The sequence below is a fragment of the Streptomyces sp. NPDC006510 genome (genome assembly GCF_040611955.1).
Lineage (GTDB): Bacteria > Actinomycetota > Actinomycetes > Streptomycetales > Streptomycetaceae > Streptomyces.
The window spans coordinates 1-17,045 of the sequence record NZ_JBEXPH010000174.1; the positions used below are offsets into that span (position 1 = coordinate 1).

Below are 17,045 nucleotides of genomic sequence, written 5' to 3' on the forward strand. Positions count from 1 at the left end.
CCGCCCGGCCGTCCGGGCGCCCGGCGCCGAAGCCCTCGGAGGTCTTCCCGCCCCGCCGCCGTCCGGCGCCGCCCCCGCAGCAGCGCGCGGCGGGGTAGCGGAGGGGCGGCGCGGAGGTTCCTGCCGGCCTCGCTACTCTGGACGGCATGGACTACGTATCCGCGCTCGTGCCCCCCGTGGTGATGGCCGTCTTCTTCATCGGCCTCGTCGTGACGATCGTCAAGAGCCAGGGCGGTCCCAACAAGGCCAAGGAGGACGCGGCCGTGGATCTGGCGGTCGGCCGCGCCGAGTCGGTCCAGCAGGCCCCGCGGACCGACGGCGCCTGAACCCGGCGCTCCGCAGTACACGAAGGGCGCACGACTCCCGAGGAGTCGTGCGCCCTTTTGGCGCGCAAATAAACCGGTCATTCCCGGCATCTGGCACTAAAGTGACATTGTGCCCCGCCAATTGGGAGATCTGGAAGACGCCGTGATGACACGGGTCTGGCAATGGAACCGTCCGGTCACCGTGCGGGAAGTCCTTGAGGACCTTCAGCAGGAACGCTCCATCGCCTACACCACCGTCATGACGGTAATGGACAATCTCCATCAGAAGGGCTGGGTGCGCAGGGAAGTCGACGGCCGCGCATATAGATATACGGCGGTCTCCACCCGCGCCGCCTACTCGGCCGCACTGATGAACGAAGCATGGTCGCGCAGCGACAACCCCGCGGCCGCTCTTGTGGCCTTCTTCGGCATGATGTCCGCCGAGCAGCGCGAGGCCCTCCAGGACGCCATGCGGATCGTTCTGCCCAACCTCTCCGGGGCCCCCGAGCCTCCGTCCGGCGAACCGGCCGATGAACCCACCGATGCGGCGAACGGTGAAGCGGCCGAAGATCCGGCCGATGGGGCGGGCCCGGAGGCCGGGCGATAGCGTCGGGGGTATGTCCTCAGAGCTTCCGCATGCCGATTCCCGTACCGAACCGCCGGCCATAAACACGGCCATCACGGTCCGCCGAGCCAGGACCAGCGATGTGGCATCGGTCCGTCGTCTCCTCGACGGGTACGTACGTGAAGGCATCCTGCTCGACAAAGCGACCGTGACGCTTTACGAGGACATCCAGGAGTTCTGGATCGCGGAACGCGACGAGGACGCCCGTGTCATCGGCTGCGGCGCACTGCACGTGATGTGGGAAGACCTCGCCGAAGTGCGTACTCTCGCCGTCGATCACAGCATCAGGGGTGCCGGAGTCGGCCATCACGTGCTGGACAAGTTGTTGCAGACCGCCCGCTGGCTGGGTGTGCGGCGGGTTTTCTGTCTCACCTTCGAAGTCGACTTCTTCGCGAAGCACGGCTTCGTGGAGATCGGAGAGACACCGGTCGACGGAGATGTCTACAGCGAGCTGCTGCGTTCCTATGACGAGGGTGTAGCAGAGTTCCTGGGTCTCGAACGAGTGAAGCCGAACACCTTGGGCAACAGCCGGATGCTTCTGCATCTGTGACTGCCATCTGTGGCCGCCACAAGAAGCCGGAACCCTATGTCCGAATCGCGCATGTTTCCCGTCTTCCCGGGATCCTGAACCTCTCCCGGGGGTTTGTGTTTTCCGGGGAAAAGCGGTTTCCTTTCCGCGTACTGCATTTTCGATGAAAGGGAATCCAGTGGCACAGAAGGTTCAGGTCCTTCTTGTCGATGACCTCGACGGCGGCGAGGCGGACGAGACGGTCACGTTCGCTCTCGATGGCAAGACGTACGAGATTGACCTCACGACGAGCAACGCGGACAAGCTCCGTGGTCTTCTTGAGCCGTACACCAAGGGTGGTCGGCGTACGGGTGGCCGCGCGGCGGCCGGCCGTGGCAAGGGCCGCGCCGTTACGGGTGGCAACAAGGACACCGCCGAGATCCGTAAGTGGGCCCGCGAGAACGGCCACAATGTGAATGACCGTGGCCGTGTTCCCGCGGAGATCCGCGAAGCTTACGAGAAGGCCAACGGCTGAGCTGTCGACCCATCCGTCGACGGCCCCGTTCGGGCACGCAACAACCGGGCCCGGTGGCATTCCGTCGCCACCGCGTCCACCAGCCGTACGAGATCGGGAGCACCCCCACCCCTGCTCCCGAGGCCGGCGAGGGCCGGGAATTCCGACCCTTCCTCGTGTCGTAGCCCGGGGGGCCGCAGCCATGCAGCGGTCCCCGGCCGGCCCGCCATCCGTCCGGGCGGCACCGGCGCGGTGATCCGGCCGCCCGCACCGAGGGCGGTCAGCGAGAGGGCGACGCCTCCCCACTCCAGCCAGTCGAGCAGTCCGGGCAGCTCGTCGGCGCTTCCCGCCGCGACCAGCAGGCTCATCCGCGCGCCCGACAGCGCCACGGGCCCGGTGCGGTCCAGCCGCCGCAGCGCCGCGTGGCCGACGGCCGCGGGAACCTGGAGCACGTCGAACCGCAGCCCGGTCAGCAACCGCACCGGCGCGGTGCCCGCCGTCGCCCAGCCGAGCTCGCGTTCGTACCACTGCGCCCAGCGGGCGCAGTCGCCGCTCTCCCGCTCACCGGTGACCGACGGTGCGGGGGGCGGGACGGTGATGGCCATGCCGGAAGAACGGCCCGGAAGCCTCCAGGGTTACGCAGAGTCCGTGAGCGGATGCGCAATGTGTCCGAGATGGGGGTGTAGGGGCACTTTCGGGAGCGCGAATATGTTCGCCCGTAGCGGAGGGAACCGGCGCGCGCCGCATGGACTGTCTGTAATTGCGGGTAAGACATCCCTAGTGGGGAGGGGCGACACGCAGGTTCGGGCATCTCACGTTCGCCATCGGCGTACTGGCGAAAGGGGTATCTGCCTGGTCTGCGGGAACATCGTCTCGCACCATCGGGTTGGACAAGTTGTCGGCGTTCGGGGCAGGAGGCCAAGGACGGTGTCGGCAGTTGGAATGAGCGGTCCCCGCTTGCGGGACTAAGCTGCGGAAGGACAGGGAGGGGACCGACCCCTTACTGCCTGACCGCTCTGAGGAGCGATTAACGATGTTCGAGAGGTTCACCGACCGCGCGCGGCGGGTTGTCGTCCTGGCTCAGGAAGAAGCCCGGATGCTCAACCACAACTACATCGGCACCGAGCACATCCTCCTGGGCCTTATCCACGAGGGTGAGGGTGTCGCCGCTAAGGCCCTGGAGAGCCTCGGGATTTCGCTCGAGGCGGTCCGCCAGCAGGTGGAGGAGATCATCGGCCAGGGCCAGCAGGCCCCGTCCGGGCACATCCCCTTCACGCCCCGGGCCAAGAAGGTCCTGGAGCTGTCGCTCCGCGAGGCCCTCCAGCTCGGCCACAACTACATCGGCACCGAGCACATCCTGCTCGGCCTGATCCGCGAGGGCGAGGGCGTCGCCGCCCAGGTCCTCGTGAAGCTGGGCGCCGACCTGAACCGGGTGCGGCAGCAGGTCATCCAGCTGCTCTCCGGGTACTCGGGCAGCAAGGAGGCGGCGACCGCGGGCGGCCCCGCGGAAGGCACGCCCTCCACGTCCCTGGTGCTCGACCAGTTCGGCCGGAATCTCACCCAGGCCGCTCGCGAATCCAAGCTCGACCCGGTCATCGGGCGCGAGAAGGAGATCGAGCGGGTCATGCAGGTGCTGTCCCGTCGCACCAAGAACAACCCGGTCCTCATCGGCGAGCCCGGCGTCGGCAAGACGGCGGTCGTCGAAGGGCTGGCGCAGGCCATCGTCAAGGGCGAGGTGCCCGAGACCCTCAAGGACAAGCACCTCTACACCCTCGACCTCGGCGCGCTGGTCGCCGGCTCCCGCTACCGCGGTGACTTCGAGGAGCGCCTGAAGAAGGTCCTCAAGGAGATCCGCACCCGCGGCGACATCATCCTGTTCATCGACGAGCTCCACACCCTCGTGGGTGCGGGTGCCGCCGAGGGCGCGATCGACGCCGCCAGCATCCTCAAGCCGATGCTGGCCCGCGGTGAGCTGCAGACCATCGGTGCCACCACGCTCGACGAGTACCGCAAGCACCTGGAGAAGGACGCCGCTCTTGAGCGCCGCTTCCAGCCCATCCAGGTCGCGGAGCCGTCGCTGCCCCACACCATCGAGATCCTCAAGGGTCTGCGCGACCGCTACGAGGCCCACCACCGCGTCTCCATCACGGACGAGGCGCTGGTCCAGGCCGCGACGCTGGCCGACCGCTACATCTCGGACCGCTTCCTGCCGGACAAGGCGATCGACCTGATCGACGAGGCCGGTTCCCGGATGCGCATCCGCCGGATGACCGCGCCGCCGGACCTCCGCGAGTTCGACGAGAAGATCGCGGGCGTCCGCCGCGACAAGGAGTCGGCCATCGACTCCCAGGACTTCGAGAAGGCGGCTTCCCTCCGCGACAAGGAGAAGCAGCTGCTGGCGGCGAAGACCAAGCGCGAGAAGGAGTGGAAGGCCGGCGACATGGACGTCGTGGCCGAGGTCGACGGCGAGCTGATCGCCGAGGTCCTGGCCACCGCGACCGGCATCCCGGTCTTCAAGCTGACGGAGGAGGAGTCCTCCCGTCTGCTGCGCATGGAGGACGAGCTCCACAAGCGCGTCATCGGGCAGAAGGACGCCATCAAGGCCCTCTCGCAGGCGATCCGCCGTACGCGAGCCGGTCTGAAGGACCCGAAGCGCCCCGGTGGTTCGTTCATCTTCGCCGGCCCGTCCGGTGTCGGTAAGACGGAGCTCTCCAAGACGCTCGCCGAATTCCTCTTCGGTGACGAGGACGCGCTGATTTCCCTCGACATGTCGGAGTTCAGCGAGAAGCACACGGTTTCCCGCCTCTTCGGTTCTCCCCCCGGTTACGTGGGTTACGAAGAGGGCGGTCAGCTCACCGAGAAGGTGCGCCGCAAGCCGTTCTCCGTCGTCCTCTTCGACGAGGTCGAGAAGGCCCACCCCGATATCTTCAATTCCCTGCTCCAGATTCTGGAAGACGGTCGCCTGACCGACTCCCAGGGCCGGGTCGTGGACTTCAAGAACACGGTCATCATCATGACGACCAACCTCGGGACCCGGGACATCTCGAAGGGCTTCAACCTGGGCTTCGCCGCCCAGGGCGACGTCAAGACCGGCTACGAGCGGATGAAGAACAAGGTCAACGAGGAGCTCAAGCAGCACTTCCGGCCCGAGTTCCTCAACCGTGTCGACGACACGGTCGTCTTCCACCAGCTCAGCCAGGAAGACATCATCCAGATCGTCGACCTGATGATCGCCAAGGTGGACGAGCGCCTGAAGGACCGCGACATGGGCATCGAGCTCAGCGCGGACGCCAAGACGCTGCTCGCCAAGAAGGGCTACGACCCCGTGATGGGCGCCCGGCCGCTGCGCCGGACGATCCAGCGCGAGATCGAGGACATCCTCTCCGAGAAGATCCTCTTCGGTGAGCTGCGCCCCGGTCACATCGTGGTCGTCGGCACCGAGGGCGAGGGTGAGGAGAAGACGTTCACCTTCCGCGGCGAGGAGAAGTCGGCGCTGCCCGACGTCCCCCCGATCGAGCAGGCGGCAGGCGGCGCGGGCCCGAACATGTCGAAGGACGTGTGAGGACGCCCCCGAGCGCCTGAGCAATAACAGCAGGGGCTGCCCCGGAACCGTGCGAAACGGTCCGGGGCAGCCCCTTTTGCCGTACGGCGGTCAGCGGTACACGTCGAGGTCCTCGCCGCCCATGAGCGACGCGTGGCCGGTGACGGTCACCCGGCACCCGGGCATCGCCTGCAACGGCGACAGATCGATGTGCCTGACATGCGTGGGCGGGCTGAGCATCACCCACTTCAGGGCGGGGAAGACCCGGGGGATCTCTTCGAGCCCGAGCATGTCGGTGCCGGGGCGGAGAGACAGATGCTTGACGGAAGGAAGGGGCTGCTCGTCGCCGAACTCCGTCAGGGACGCCAGGGTCAGGGAGAGCCCGGACACCTGTGGTGCCCGCCGGAGAGCGGCGAGCAGTGGCCGGACCGGCGTGTCGGTGTCCAGGTCGAGCTCCTGCAGACGCGTCCAGCCGTCGAGCGAGTCGACCTCCAGCGAGACCGTCTGGGCGATGCTCAGTGAGTGCAGGCCGGGGTGGGCGGGCAAGCCGGGTCAGCCGCTCTGCCGTCACATGGCTGAGCCGCAGGGAGTGCAGTTCCTTCGAAGCCGTGGCGGCCAGCGCGGCGCCGGGGACATGGCTCATGTCCAGATCGAGCATCTTCAGCGCATGGAGTCCGGCGAGCGGACCGAGGTCGTGTACGGCCGGACAGATGCTCAGGGACAGGGCCGTGAGCCGCCCGGCGCAGTCCGCCAGGAACGAGAGGTCCGTCATGCAGGGGTTCTGCCGGAAGGACAGATCGGTCCAGGAGCTGTCGCGCAGGGCGGCGTGGAGTTCGGCGGAGGTGAAGCACCCGGTGATCAGCAGGTCCGTGACGGTCGGCAGGTGGTGCAGCGCCGCCAGCTTCTCCCGGGAGTCGACCCGCAGGATGTGGTGGGTCAGATCGAACGTGGCAAGGACCTGCCGGGCGTACTCCTGCACCGGGTATCTGTCCCAGTTCGCCCTGAACGGGTAGTTGGGATCCGGGTGGGCGAGCGCCCAGCGGCGGGCGTGCGGCACGGCCTCCGTCCCGCCGATCTCGTTGATCAGGTCGATGAAGGGGCGGGCCTCCTCCCTGGTGGGTACGCGGGCCGGGTCGGGCAGATGGGCCAGAGCGGCCGGACCGAGGCGGGCGAGCAGCCGTACGTCCCCGTCGTCCAGCGGCGGGAACAGCGCCTCGACGGCTGTGCGGACCCTGTCCCGTGTCGTCTCGTCCAGCCAGGTCGCGTGCTGCGCGCAGAGCGCGGCCAGCACCACGATCTCGTCCCGGGCGACGGTGTCGGCGGGGCCGGGCCGCAGATCCAGCAGCCCATTGACCAGTACGGGGTGTTCCCGGCGGCCGCAGTGGCCGGCCGACAGCAGGATGACGTCGTACCAGTGCTGGGCGCCGGCCCGGCCGAGCAGTTCGTTCAGCTGGTCGCCCTCGACGAACTCCTTCGCGGCGAGGAAGTCCTGGAAGGTGCGGTGGGCGAACTGGTAGACGTCGTCGGCGCGCTCCTGGAGGACTCCGCTGCGGTTCAGCAGATGGGTCAGGATCTCCTCGGCCGTGCCCTGGCCGCGCAGCCGTTCCATGCCCGGCAGGGCGCGTTCCAGTTGGCGCAGTGCGGCAGAGCGGTGGAGCTCCGACTGGCCGCCCCGCACCAGCCAGATCGCGATGCGCTGGAGGAGCTGGGCCTGCTCCTCCACGTTCATCGTGATGCCTTCGGGGGCCTCGATCCTGCGCTGCTTGTCGCGGTCGGCCGAGCAGCATGGTGAGGGCCGAGTCGTACAGGCTCCAGCGGGTCTCCGGCAGGATGCCCTGGCGGCGCCGGTGCAGGGCGCAGATCACGGCGCAGAGCAGCGGCGTACGGGCCAGATTGCGCAGCGCCCGGTTCTGGGCGAACTGCTGGACCAGATCCCGTTCCAGCCTGCCGAGCGTCTCGTGGTCGTCGTCGTCCAGCCGGGCGGCCCGGTGCCACGCGGCGACGAAGGCCTCGATGTCCTCGTCCCGCATCGGCAGCAGCCGCAGCTCCTCGAAGTCCTGGGACATCAGCCAGCCCGGCTCGACGGCCAGCGGGCGCACCGTGGCCACACAGCGGATGTCCGGGTACCGGTCGAGGAGGCGGGACAGCCACTGGTGCGCCTGCTCGCGGTCGTCCTGCGGGACCTCGTCCAGACCGTCGACCAGCAGCAGCGCCCGGCCGGACCCCAGCACCCGGCCGACCCAGCCCTCGGGGGCCTCGTCGATCACCAGCCGGGCCGCGTCGGGCAGTTGCGCGGGGGTGGGGAAGGTGCCGCCCTGGGCGCGCAGGGTGCGCAGCGGTACGACGAACGGGACCAGGCCGTTGAGCGCGGCCAGCTCCGGGCCCAGCGTGCCGGCCGAGGCGTGTGCGGCCAGCCACCACAGCAGTGTGGTCTTGCCGGCGCCCGCGTCGCCGCGCAGCAGTACCCGGGGGCGGTCGGGGAGCAGCGCGTCGATCCGCCGGGGCGGTTGGAGCTCCCGCGGACCGGGGGCGGAGGGATTCTGCTGGGCCTCCAGGCTCAGGTACGCGGTGTCCAGGTCCCACTCGGATTCGCGCCGGCCCAGCTCGTCCAGGCCGAAGATCTTCGTACGGCGGTACGCGGCCCCGAGCGCCGCCGCGTACTCCTCCTCGTACCGGGCGTCCCTGGGGAAGTGGCCGTGGACCCGCTCGTGGCGCAGTGCCGTGCCGGTCTGCCGGTAGACCAGCTCGAACGGCTGAGAGGCGATGAGCGGGGCGAGCGGTACGCATTCCACGCGTCGGCCGCCGCGCTGGCGGGGGATCTGCCGGGCGATGCCGATGAGGACGTTCCCGGCGAAGACCGGGCCGCCGGACATGCCCCGCAGGGACGGGGGATCCGATTCCCTTCCCGGGGGCGGCGGCGGGCCGTCCAGCTCGCAGACCAGCAGCCCGCGCAGATGTCCGGCCATCGGCAGGGCGGTGGCGGTGTACTGGTCGGCCTCCAGATGCCGCTCGGGGCGGTACCGCTGGATGTCGGGGAAACCGGTGATCTCGCACCCGGAGACCGCCTGCTCGGCGTGGAGGACGCCGAGCCGCACCGGGGCGACCGGGAGCACCGGGTCGGCGGCCAGCAGGAGGGCGGCGTCGAGGTCGTGGTCGACCCAGGCGACCGTCGCCGTCGCGTGGTCCGCCCGCTCGGGGTGGGCGATCGTGGCCCGGCTGCCGCCCCTGACCACATGGGCACAGGTCAGCACCAGCCGGTCGGTGAGCAGGGCGCCGCTGCCCTGGACCGTGCCGGCGCCGAGGACCACGACCGTGCGGGCCGCGGGTGTGGTGGGCGCGGTGCTCACGGCCGTGCCGTCCCGCGGCCGAAGTGCGCGGTGCTGCCCTGGTCGCCGTGGCCGATCTGCCAGGGCCCGCCGGTCGCGGCATCACGCGGTTTCAGGGTGAACGCGACCTTGTGTGTGCGGCCGGTCGCGCGGGAGGCGTCGGCGCCCGCTTCGACCACCCAGGCCTTGACCTTGCTTCCGCCCTTGATCTCCTTGCGGAGTTCGAGGGTGAACTCCATCTCGATGTCGCCGACCTCGAAGGCCACGGGGCGGCCGGTGGCGCGGCCCGCGGCCTCGATGAGCTGGTTGCGGATCGACTCGACGGCATCGGCGAGCTCGATGCCGTCCATGCCGCCGTTGTCCGCGGTGTCACTGGCCATGGTCCGTCCCCCCGGGGGTCGAGCTGGTCGTCGCGTCAGCCTAAGTGCTGTCCACAGGCCGAAGGTCCCGAAACGGACAGGCTTCGGGCTTGCCGGCGGTGACAAGGCGCACAGCCCGTTCCGGGCCTACTAGGGGTGGTAGGAGAGGGTGCCGTGATCGCTGCGGGGCCTTCGGCCCTGCGGTGCAGGGGGCTTTCGGTTCGGGAGGGGGCGAAGCCCGGATCGCCGGGATCTGTCCGATTCGAGCGGTTTGGGGCTGGGGTTAAACCTGCCCGGAGCAAGAGTTTCGACGGCTGCGGGTGAGGGTCGCGCCAAACCTGTGGCAGCGAATTCCCGAGGTGTCGGCTACGGCTTTTGTTCGTAGATGGGGTGTTTGAGCAACGGCGGGGGTGCGGGTTACCAAGGAATGGCCAGCCCGGCCGGAGCGCCGGGTCCAGTCATCTCCGGAGGTTCTCCGCTTATGTCGAAGCGCGTTTCGTTCCAGCACTCACGCCGCCCGTCCCTGTCCCGTGTCCGTGGCGCCGTCGTGGCAGCCGGCCTGGGGACGTCGATGGTTCTCGGTGCGGGTGCTGCGTTCGCGGTCGGCTCGGCGGACGCCCCGGATTCCGTGAACCTGGTCAGCACCGGCGCGGCCGAATCGGTCGCCCAGCAGGCGGCCGCGCAGGGCAAGGCCGCCGAGAAGGCCGCGGCCAAGAAGGCGGCGGCGGTCAAGAAGGCGGCTGCCGCGAAGAAGGCCGCCCTGAAGAAGGCCCACGGCTGGGAGGCCCCGGTGAGCCGCTACGAGCTGAGCGCGAGCTTCGGCAACGACGGCAGCCGCTGGGCCCACAAGCACTCCGGCCAGGACTTCGCCGTGCCGATCGGCACCAAGGTCGAGGCCGCGCACACCGGCGTCGTCGTGAAGGCCGGCCCCAACGGCGGCGGCGACGGTCCCGCGTACGGCAACGCCGTCGTGATCAAGCACGCCAACGGCACGTACTCGCAGTACGCCCACCTGTCGGAGATCGATGTGCGGATCGGCGAGGCCGTGAGGACGGGCGAGAAGATCGCGCTCTCCGGCAACACCGGCAACTCCAGCGGCCCGCACCTGCACTTCGAGATCCGGCACACCGCCGACTACGGCTCCGCGGTCAACCCGGTCAGCTTCCTGCACAAGGAGGGTGTGCGCGTCTGATCCGGACGCTCCCGCCCGCGCTACTCGGCGGACTCCTGGCCGTGTGCCCGGGTGACCAGTTCGAAGGCGACTTCGAGGACGGCCCTGCGCTTCTCCTCGGGGTCGCCTTCGAGGTCCTTGAGAGCGAACATGCCCGCGTGCGTCGCGAAGAGCGCGGTGAAGCAGCGCACCTGGTCGGTCAGTGACGCGCCGGGTTCCTGGATCAGGTCGACGAGGGCGACGACGCGTTCCTTGATGGTCACCCCGATGCTCAGATCCCGTACGGCGGCCTGGTTCTCCTGCATGAAGCGGAACAGCGGAGCGGCGGCGATCAGCGCCTCGCTGTAGCGGCTGAGGATCTCCTTCTTCGTCTCCAGGGTGCGCGGCTGCTCCTTGCCCCAGGCGAGCAGCTCCTCGACCGGACGGTTGAGGTCGTCGAAGATGCTGACCAGGATGTCTTCCTTGGTCTTGAAGTGGTAGTACAGCGCGGCCTTGGTGACATCCAGCCGCTCGGAGATCTCGCGGAGCGAGGTCTTCTCGTAGCCCTGTTCGGCGAAGAGCTCCAGGGCGACGTCCTGAATGCGCTGGCGCGTGTTGCCACGGCGCTGCTGCGGCGTGCTCCCCATGAAGCTCTCCCTAAAAACTTACTTGACGCCCGGCTAGTTACGGGTCTACTTTCCCCAGTGTAGTTACTAGCCGGGCGGCAAGTAAGTGTCTGGCCCGCACAGGGGATCAGGGGAGTGGGGACCAATGTCCGATCTGAAGAAGGCGGCCGGCGGGAAGGCGGCCGGTGGCGACCGTCCAGCGGGTGAACCCGGGACGCGGCAGCGCAGCGTCCGGGTGGTGATGCTCGCCCTGATGATCACGATGCTGCTGGCCATGCTGGACAACCTGATCGTCGGCACGGCCATGCCGACGATCGTCGGTGACCTCGGCGGCCTGGAGCATCTCTCCTGGGTCGTCACCGCGTACACCCTGGCCACCGCGGCCTCCACCCCCATCTGGGGCAAGCTCGGCGACATGTACGGGCGCAAGGGCATCTTCCTCACGTCCATCGTGATCTTCCTGATCGGCTCGGTGCTGAGCGGAATGGCCCAGGACATGGGCCAGCTGATCGGCTTCCGGGCGGTCCAGGGACTCGGCGCGGGCGGCCTGATGGTCGGTGTCATGGCGATCATCGGCGACCTCGTCCCGCCCCGCGAGCGCGGCAAGTACCAGGGCATGATGGCCGGTGTCATGGCCATCGCCATGATCGGCGGACCGCTGGTCGGCGGCACGATCACCGACCACCTCGGCTGGCGCTGGAGCTTCTACATAAACCTGCCGCTGGGCGCGGTCGCCCTCGCCATGGTCACCGTCGTGCTGCACCTGCCGAAGCGGAAGGGCGCCCGGGCAAAGGTCGACTACCTCGGCGCGGGGCTGCTGACCCTCGGCATCACCGCCATCGTGCTGGTGACCACCTGGGGCGGTACGGAGTACGACTGGAACTCCGCCGTGATCATGGAGCTCATCGCGATCGGTGTCGCCTCGCTCGCCGGCTTCCTCTTCGTCGAGACGAAGGCCGCAGAACCGATCATTCCGCTGCATATCTTCCGCAACCGCAACTTCACCCTGATGTCCGTCGTCGGCTTCATGTCGGGCTTCGTGATGTTCGGTGCGGTGCTCTTCCTGCCCCTGTACCAGCAGTCCGTCCAGGGTGCTTCGGCGACCAACTCGGGTCTGCTGCTCCTGCCGATGCTGCTGTCGATGATGGTCGTCTCGCTCATCGCGGGACGGGTCACCACCAGCACCGGCAAGTACAAGGTCTTCCCCGTGGTGGGCTCCGTACTGATGGTGGCCGGTCTCTTCCTGCTCTCGCGGATGGACGTCGACACCACGCGGTTCACCTCCGGTGTCTACATGGCGGTGCTCGGCGCGGGCATGGGCTTCCTGATGCAGATCACGATGCTCGTCGCGCAGAACAGCGTGGAGATGAAGGACATGGGCGTCGCCTCCTCCGCGACGACCCTCTTCCGTACCCTCGGCAGCTCCTTCGGTGTCGCGATCATGGGCGCGCTGTTCACCGGGCGGGTGCAGGACGAGATGGTGGCCCGCGGCGGCGGGGCGGCCACGGCGAAGTCCGCGCAGCTGGACGCGGCGAGCCTGGCGAAGCTGCCGGAGGCGGCGCGTGAGGCCTACCAGTTCGCGGTGTCGTCCGGCACGCACATCGCGTTCCTGGTGGGCGCCTCGGTCGGTCTGATCGCCCTCATCGCCTCGGTCTTCGTCAAGGAGGTGCCGCTGCGCGGGGCGGGCCCGGAGGCCAAGTCGCCGGACGACGCACCGGCCACCGCCGTCAGGCAGGCCGAGGCCGTCTGATCCGGCGCGGTGTACGAAGGAGGCTCCCGGGGCGCGCCCCGGGAGCCTCCCGCCGTATCCGGCTCAGCGGCCGGACCGCCCGCGGCCGGACTTCGCGCCCTGCGCGTCCTCGCTGTCCGGGCCCCGCTGCTCGGCCACCTGGAGGATCGGGAAGCTGCCGGTGTTCGTCGGCGCGTGCTCGGGCAGCCACAGCACCGCGATCGCCCCGCCCGCGCCCTCTGCCGCCCCGTCCGGCGCGGCGTTGCGGAAGGTCAGCCGCGCCCCGAGGACCCGCGCCTGACCGGCGGCGATCGTCAGCCCGAGACCGTGCCCGTGTCCGGCACGGTCACTGCTTCCGGTACGGAACCGGCTCGGCCCCTCACGCAGCAGCGCCGCCGGGAACCCGGAACCGTGATCGCGGATCCGGACCACCCGGCCCTCGACCGTGACCTCCACCGGAGTCGCGCCGTGCTTGGCGGCGTTGCCCAGCAGATTGCCGAGGATGCGCTCCAGCCGGCGCGGATCGGTGTTGACCCAGGACTCGTGGACGACCCGCACCCGCACATCCGGGTCCAGCAGCGCGACCCGTCGGCTGACGAACTCCCCCAGCGCGATCTCCTGGAGCTCGGCCCGCTCCGAGGCACTGTCCAGCCGGGCCACCTCCAGCACGTCCTCGACGAGCGTGCGCATCGCCTGCGCCCGGTCCCGTACCAGCTCGGTGGGGCGGCCGGGCGGCAGCAGCTCGGCCGCCGTCAGCAGACCGGTCACCGGCGTACGCAGCTCGTGCGCGATGTCCGCGGTGACCCGGCGCTCCGCCTCGATCCGCGCGTTCAACGCGTCCGTCAGCGCGTCCACGGCACCGGCCAGCTCATCGGTCTCGTCCTGGACGACACCGCCGACGGCCTCCCGGACCCGTTCGTCCGTATTGCCCTGCGCGACCCTGCCCGCCGCGGCCGCCGCCTTGCGCAGCCGCCGCGACAGCTGTCCGCCGATCAGCACGCCCAGCGCACAGCCGCCGAACACCACCGAGACCGAGCCGATGATCAGCGCCCGGTCGAGATCGCGCATGATCGTGGAGTTGCGGCCCGTGAACCGGGTGTGCAGCGAGAGCACGTCGCCCTTGCCGACCGGCACGGCCGCCCACACATCGGGCACCCCCTTGCTGGACACCTCGACATGGGTGGCGCGCCGGTTCCGGCCGGTCTCCGTACGCAGGCTGCGCGGCATCGTGGGGTCGTTGAGCTTGGCGCCGAAGCGGGGGTCGGCCTTCTTCGTCTTCGTCGCCTCGTACAGCAGCTGTGCGTACGTCAGCCGCTCCAGCTGGACCTCGCGGGCGTTCTCCAGCATCGAGACCCGGGCCGCGTTGTGGACGACGAAGCTGAGCGCGACCGCGGTCAGTGCTCCGACCGCAGCGATCGCGATGCTGATCTTCCAGCGGACTCCCGTCCGCAGGGCGGGCCGCTTCACGGCCTGAGTTTGTAGCCGAAGCCGCGGACCGTCTCGATCCGGTCCTGGCCGATCTTGGTGCGCAGCCGCTGCACATGGACGTCCACGACCCGGGTGTCACCGCCCCACCCGTAGTCCCAGACCCGCTCCAGCAGCTTGTCGCGGGAGAGCACCGTGCCGGGCGCCGCGGAGAACTCCAGCAGCAGCCGCATCTCGGTCGGGGTCAGCGCCACCTGTGCGCCGCCGCGGTGCACCGCCATGCCCTCGGTGTCGACCTCCAGATCACCGAAGACCAGCACCCCGCCGACGGGCTGCGGCTCCGGCTCCGCGCTGCCCGGCCGGCCGCCCGTGGCATGGCCGAAGCGGCGCAGCACGGCCCGGATCCGGGCGACCAGGACCGCCCCGTCGAAGGGCTTGGTGACGTAGTCGTCCGCGCCGGCCTCCAGGCCGAGCACCACATCGATCGAGTCCGCGCGGGCCGACAGCATGATCACGGGCACGGTCGACTCGTCGCGGATACGACGGCAGAGGCTGACCCCGTCGAGCCCCGGCACCATCACATCGAGCAGAGCGATGTCGGGGCGGTCGGCCCGGAACGCTTCGAGGCCCGACAGACCGTCGGGCATGGCGGTGACCGCGAAGCCGTCGCGCTCCAGCGCCAGCTGGGTGGCCTCGCGGATGACGTCGTCGTCCTCGACGAACAGGACGTGGGTCTCGGCCATCAGACTGCTCTCAGTTCCCCGCCGGTTCGGCGGCCTCCGGAAGAGCCGCTCCGCCGCTGCCGACGGCTCGGTTGAAGTCGTTGTGCACCCGGTCGTGCTCGTTGAAGCGGTTACCCGACCAGCGGTAGGTGATGACTTCCTCGCCGGAGGGGTACGCGACCGAGTCCTTCTTCTCGTACACCTGGGTCGTCACCACCAGATCACCGCGGTCGATGGTGCCGTAGACCGCGGGCTGCTCGATGGCGAACACGTTCTGGTACGTGCCATTGCTCCGCGGGCGGTACACATAGGTGCCGACGCCCACCGAATCGCCGCAGGTCATCACGTTCACCACGACATCGGCCGAGGGGCCGCCGGTCATGGTGCCGTACGAGGTGTCCACCGGGTACTCGGAGCCGGTGCAGGGCTTCAGGTCCGTCCGGACCCGCTCGCTGACCTTCGGGTCCTGCTTGAGCAGCGGCACGGGGTCGATCCGGGATGCGGGCTTCGCGGAGGAGGACGGCCCGCTGCCGGGCGTGAGCTGGGCGACGGGCTGGGTCCCGGCCGGGCCCTCGTCCCGGGTGCCGGTGCCGCCGGTCGAGCAGCCGACGGCGAGCAGCCCGAAGGCGGCTAGGCCGACCAGGGTCGTGGCGCTCGCCGCCCAGCCGGTCAGGACCCGGCCACGCCCGACGGCGGCCTCGCGGCCGCCGTCGTCATCTCCACCACCGCGGTCGTCGCCGCCGCCGTCGCCGCTGGCTGTCAGGCCGCGCAACGCTCCCGCCCCCGTTCGTCCAAATGCCTGCCCGCCCGCGTCCGCGCACGTCCCGGAGCACGGTCGGCCGCCGCACGCCGCTCCTCGGCGCGCAGGGCCTCCCTGCTCGCCGCCTCACGGCTCTCCAGCTCCTGGCGCAGCCGTGCCAGCGCACGGTGCAGCGTGCTCTTCACCGTACCGGCCGACATGCCGAGCGCCGCAGCCGTCTCCTCGGTACTCATCTGCTCCCAGTGTCGCAGCACGACGACGCTGCGCTGCTTGGGAGCCAGTACGCCCAGCACATCCATCAGCAGTGCGCGGTCGGCGCGCTGCTCGGTGCCGTCCTCGACGCTCGCGTCGGGCAGCTGCTCGGTGGGGACCTCGTCCAGCTTGCGGGCCCGCCACCACTCGGTACGGGTGTTGATCATGACGCGGCGCAGATAGGCGTCGGCCAGGGACTTGTCGGCGATGCCGTCCCAGCGGCCGTACGTACGGGCCAGCGCGGTCTGGAGCAGGTCCTGCGCGTCCACGGGGTCGGGGACCAGCCGTCGCGCGCTGCGCAGCAGCGCGTCATGCCGAGTGCGTACGTAGTCCTCGAATTCGAGCACCTCGCCGTGCGCCATTCCAACCGCCTCCGTCCCCGTGGATCCCCGTAGAACCGCCGTCAGCCATCGTTCGGTCGGGCTGACGTCGAAGACGCTACGGAGCAGTTGTCACGGGGTTGTGCGGAGCAGCCATACGCCGACGCACGGCTGTCCATCGGTTGTGTAACAGCGGGGGAGCGGCACGGGTACGGAGCTCAGCTCAGCGGCAGCCGGTACTGCCCGCCGGCCAGCGGTTCGACCAGGCCGTCGGCGACCAGGCCGTCCAGTGCGCGGGCGCGTTGCACCGGTTCCTCCCACACCGCGTCCAGCGCCGACTGCGGCACCGGCGTCATGGCGTCGCGCAACACGGCGAGCAGCCGTCCGCGCACCTGCCGGTCGGTCCCGGCATAGGTCTGACCGCGGCGCGGGGGGCCCTGGTGGGCGGGCTTCCCGGCCAGCCGCCAGGCACACTGCCCGGCGATCGGGCACCGGGTGCAGTCCTCGTTCTTCGCGGTGCAGACGAGGGCCCCGAGCTCCATCGTCGCGGCGGCCCAGCGGGCCGCCCGTTCGTCGTCCTCGGGGAGCAGCGCGCGGGCGAGCTTGCGCTCGGCGGCGGTGGTCGCGTTCGGCGGGTACTGGATCCCGGTCGCGGCGCGGGCGAACACCCGGCGGACGTTCGTGTCGAGCACGGCATGCCGCTGCCCGTACGCGAACGAGGCCACGGCCGCCGCGGTGTACTCACCGATCCCGGGCAGGGCGAGCAACTGACCGTGCTCGCTCGGTACGTCGCCGCCGTGCCGTTCCGTTATGGCCTGCGCGGCCCCGTGCAGGCGGAGTGCCCGGCGGGGGTAACCGAGCCGGCCCCAGGAGCGGACCGCCT

16 protein-coding genes and 1 pseudogene are annotated in these 17,045 nt (G+C 69.8%); 7 read left to right on the forward strand and 10 right to left on the reverse strand.

Going from position 1 to position 17,045, the window contains the following annotated elements; all coding sequences use genetic code 11:
• Positions 1–146 precede the first annotated feature (146 nt).
• From ABZY11_RS34740 to ABZY11_RS34755, 4 genes are all read left to right on the forward strand, one after another.
• A complete protein-coding gene (locus tag ABZY11_RS34740; RefSeq protein WP_356482989.1) occupies positions 147–326 on the forward strand; it encodes a hypothetical protein in 180 nt (59 codons plus the stop codon).
• Positions 327–435: 109 nt separating this feature from the next.
• Positions 436–912: a BlaI/MecI/CopY family transcriptional regulator gene (locus ABZY11_RS34745; protein ID WP_356482990.1), complete on the forward strand. Its 477-nt coding sequence runs from the start codon at positions 436–438 to the stop codon at positions 910–912.
• A 10-nt stretch (positions 913–922) separates the two neighbouring features.
• Positions 923–1,480: an amino-acid N-acetyltransferase gene (locus ABZY11_RS34750; RefSeq protein WP_356482991.1), complete on the forward strand. Its 558-nt coding sequence runs from the start codon at positions 923–925 to the stop codon at positions 1,478–1,480.
• 157 nt (positions 1,481–1,637) lie between these two features.
• Positions 1,638–1,973, forward strand: coding sequence for an Lsr2 family protein (locus ABZY11_RS34755; protein ID WP_093894032.1), 336 nt, complete (start codon positions 1,638–1,640; stop codon positions 1,971–1,973).
• On the opposite strand, the gene ABZY11_RS34760 is transcribed toward ABZY11_RS34755, so the two are convergent.
• Positions 1,952–2,557, reverse strand: coding sequence for an SCO3374 family protein (locus ABZY11_RS34760; RefSeq protein WP_356482992.1), 606 nt, complete (start codon positions 2,555–2,557; stop codon positions 1,952–1,954). The two genes, ABZY11_RS34755 and ABZY11_RS34760, sit on opposite strands and share 22 nt — an antisense overlap.
• A 428-nt stretch (positions 2,558–2,985) precedes the next feature.
• Here ABZY11_RS34760 and ABZY11_RS34765 point away from each other — a divergent pair, with 428 nt between their 5' ends.
• Complete coding sequence (locus ABZY11_RS34765) at positions 2,986–5,514, forward strand: ATP-dependent Clp protease ATP-binding subunit (RefSeq protein WP_072487058.1); 2,529 nt, start codon at positions 2,986–2,988, stop codon at positions 5,512–5,514.
• On the opposite strand, the gene ABZY11_RS34770 is transcribed toward ABZY11_RS34765, so the two are convergent.
• From ABZY11_RS34770 to ABZY11_RS34780, 3 genes and pseudogenes are all read right to left on the reverse strand, one after another.
• A complete protein-coding gene (locus ABZY11_RS34770; RefSeq protein ID WP_356483002.1) occupies positions 5,417–7,222 on the reverse strand; it encodes a hypothetical protein in 1,806 nt (601 codons plus the stop codon). The two genes, ABZY11_RS34765 and ABZY11_RS34770, sit on opposite strands and share 98 nt — an antisense overlap.
• 313 nt (positions 7,223–7,535) lie before the next feature.
• Positions 7,536–8,840 (reverse strand): annotated as a pseudogene (locus ABZY11_RS34775) (NACHT domain-containing protein); the annotation flags it as partial.
• Positions 8,837–9,199, reverse strand: a complete 363-nt coding sequence (locus ABZY11_RS34780) for a trypco2 family protein (protein ID WP_356482993.1) — start codon at positions 9,197–9,199, stop codon at positions 8,837–8,839. The pseudogene ABZY11_RS34775 and the gene ABZY11_RS34780, both read right to left, overlap by 4 nt.
• Positions 9,200–9,659: 460 nt before the next feature.
• Here ABZY11_RS34780 and ABZY11_RS34785 point away from each other — a divergent pair, with 460 nt between their 5' ends.
• Complete coding sequence (locus tag ABZY11_RS34785) at positions 9,660–10,370, forward strand: M23 family metallopeptidase (protein WP_356482994.1); 711 nt, start codon at positions 9,660–9,662, stop codon at positions 10,368–10,370.
• Between the two features lie 20 nt (positions 10,371–10,390).
• Here ABZY11_RS34785 and ABZY11_RS34790 read toward each other — a convergent pair whose 3' ends face one another.
• The gene (locus ABZY11_RS34790) at positions 10,391–10,975 is read right to left on the reverse strand and encodes a helix-turn-helix domain-containing protein (RefSeq protein WP_356482995.1); all 585 of its coding nucleotides are present in this window, start codon (positions 10,973–10,975) and stop codon (positions 10,391–10,393) included.
• A gap of 124 nt (positions 10,976–11,099) precedes the next feature.
• Between ABZY11_RS34790 and ABZY11_RS34795 the strand changes: the two genes are divergently transcribed.
• Positions 11,100–12,704, forward strand: coding sequence for an MDR family MFS transporter (locus tag ABZY11_RS34795; protein WP_356482996.1), 1,605 nt, complete (start codon positions 11,100–11,102; stop codon positions 12,702–12,704).
• Between the two features lie 63 nt (positions 12,705–12,767).
• On the opposite strand, the gene cseC is transcribed toward ABZY11_RS34795, so the two are convergent.
• From cseC to ABZY11_RS34820, 5 genes are all read right to left on the reverse strand, one after another.
• Positions 12,768–14,150, reverse strand: coding sequence for a two-component system sensor histidine kinase CseC (gene cseC / locus ABZY11_RS34800; RefSeq protein ID WP_356482997.1), 1,383 nt, complete (start codon positions 14,148–14,150; stop codon positions 12,768–12,770).
• Complete coding sequence (gene cseB, locus ABZY11_RS34805; protein ID WP_356482998.1) at positions 14,147–14,851, reverse strand: two-component system response regulator CseB; 705 nt, start codon at positions 14,849–14,851, stop codon at positions 14,147–14,149. The genes cseC and cseB overlap by 4 nt, the downstream gene beginning before the upstream one ends.
• Before the next feature lie 10 nt (positions 14,852–14,861).
• On the reverse strand, positions 14,862–15,503 hold the full coding sequence (locus ABZY11_RS34810; protein ID WP_356483001.1) for a hypothetical protein: 642 nt from the start codon (positions 15,501–15,503) through the stop codon (positions 14,862–14,864).
• Positions 15,504–15,589: 86 nt separating this feature from the next.
• On the reverse strand, positions 15,590–16,204 hold the full coding sequence (locus ABZY11_RS34815) for a SigE family RNA polymerase sigma factor (protein WP_356482999.1): 615 nt from the start codon (positions 16,202–16,204) through the stop codon (positions 15,590–15,592).
• Between the two features lie 176 nt (positions 16,205–16,380).
• A partial coding sequence (locus tag ABZY11_RS34820) for an A/G-specific adenine glycosylase (protein ID WP_356483000.1) occupies positions 16,381–17,045 on the reverse strand: 665 nt, incomplete at its 5' end.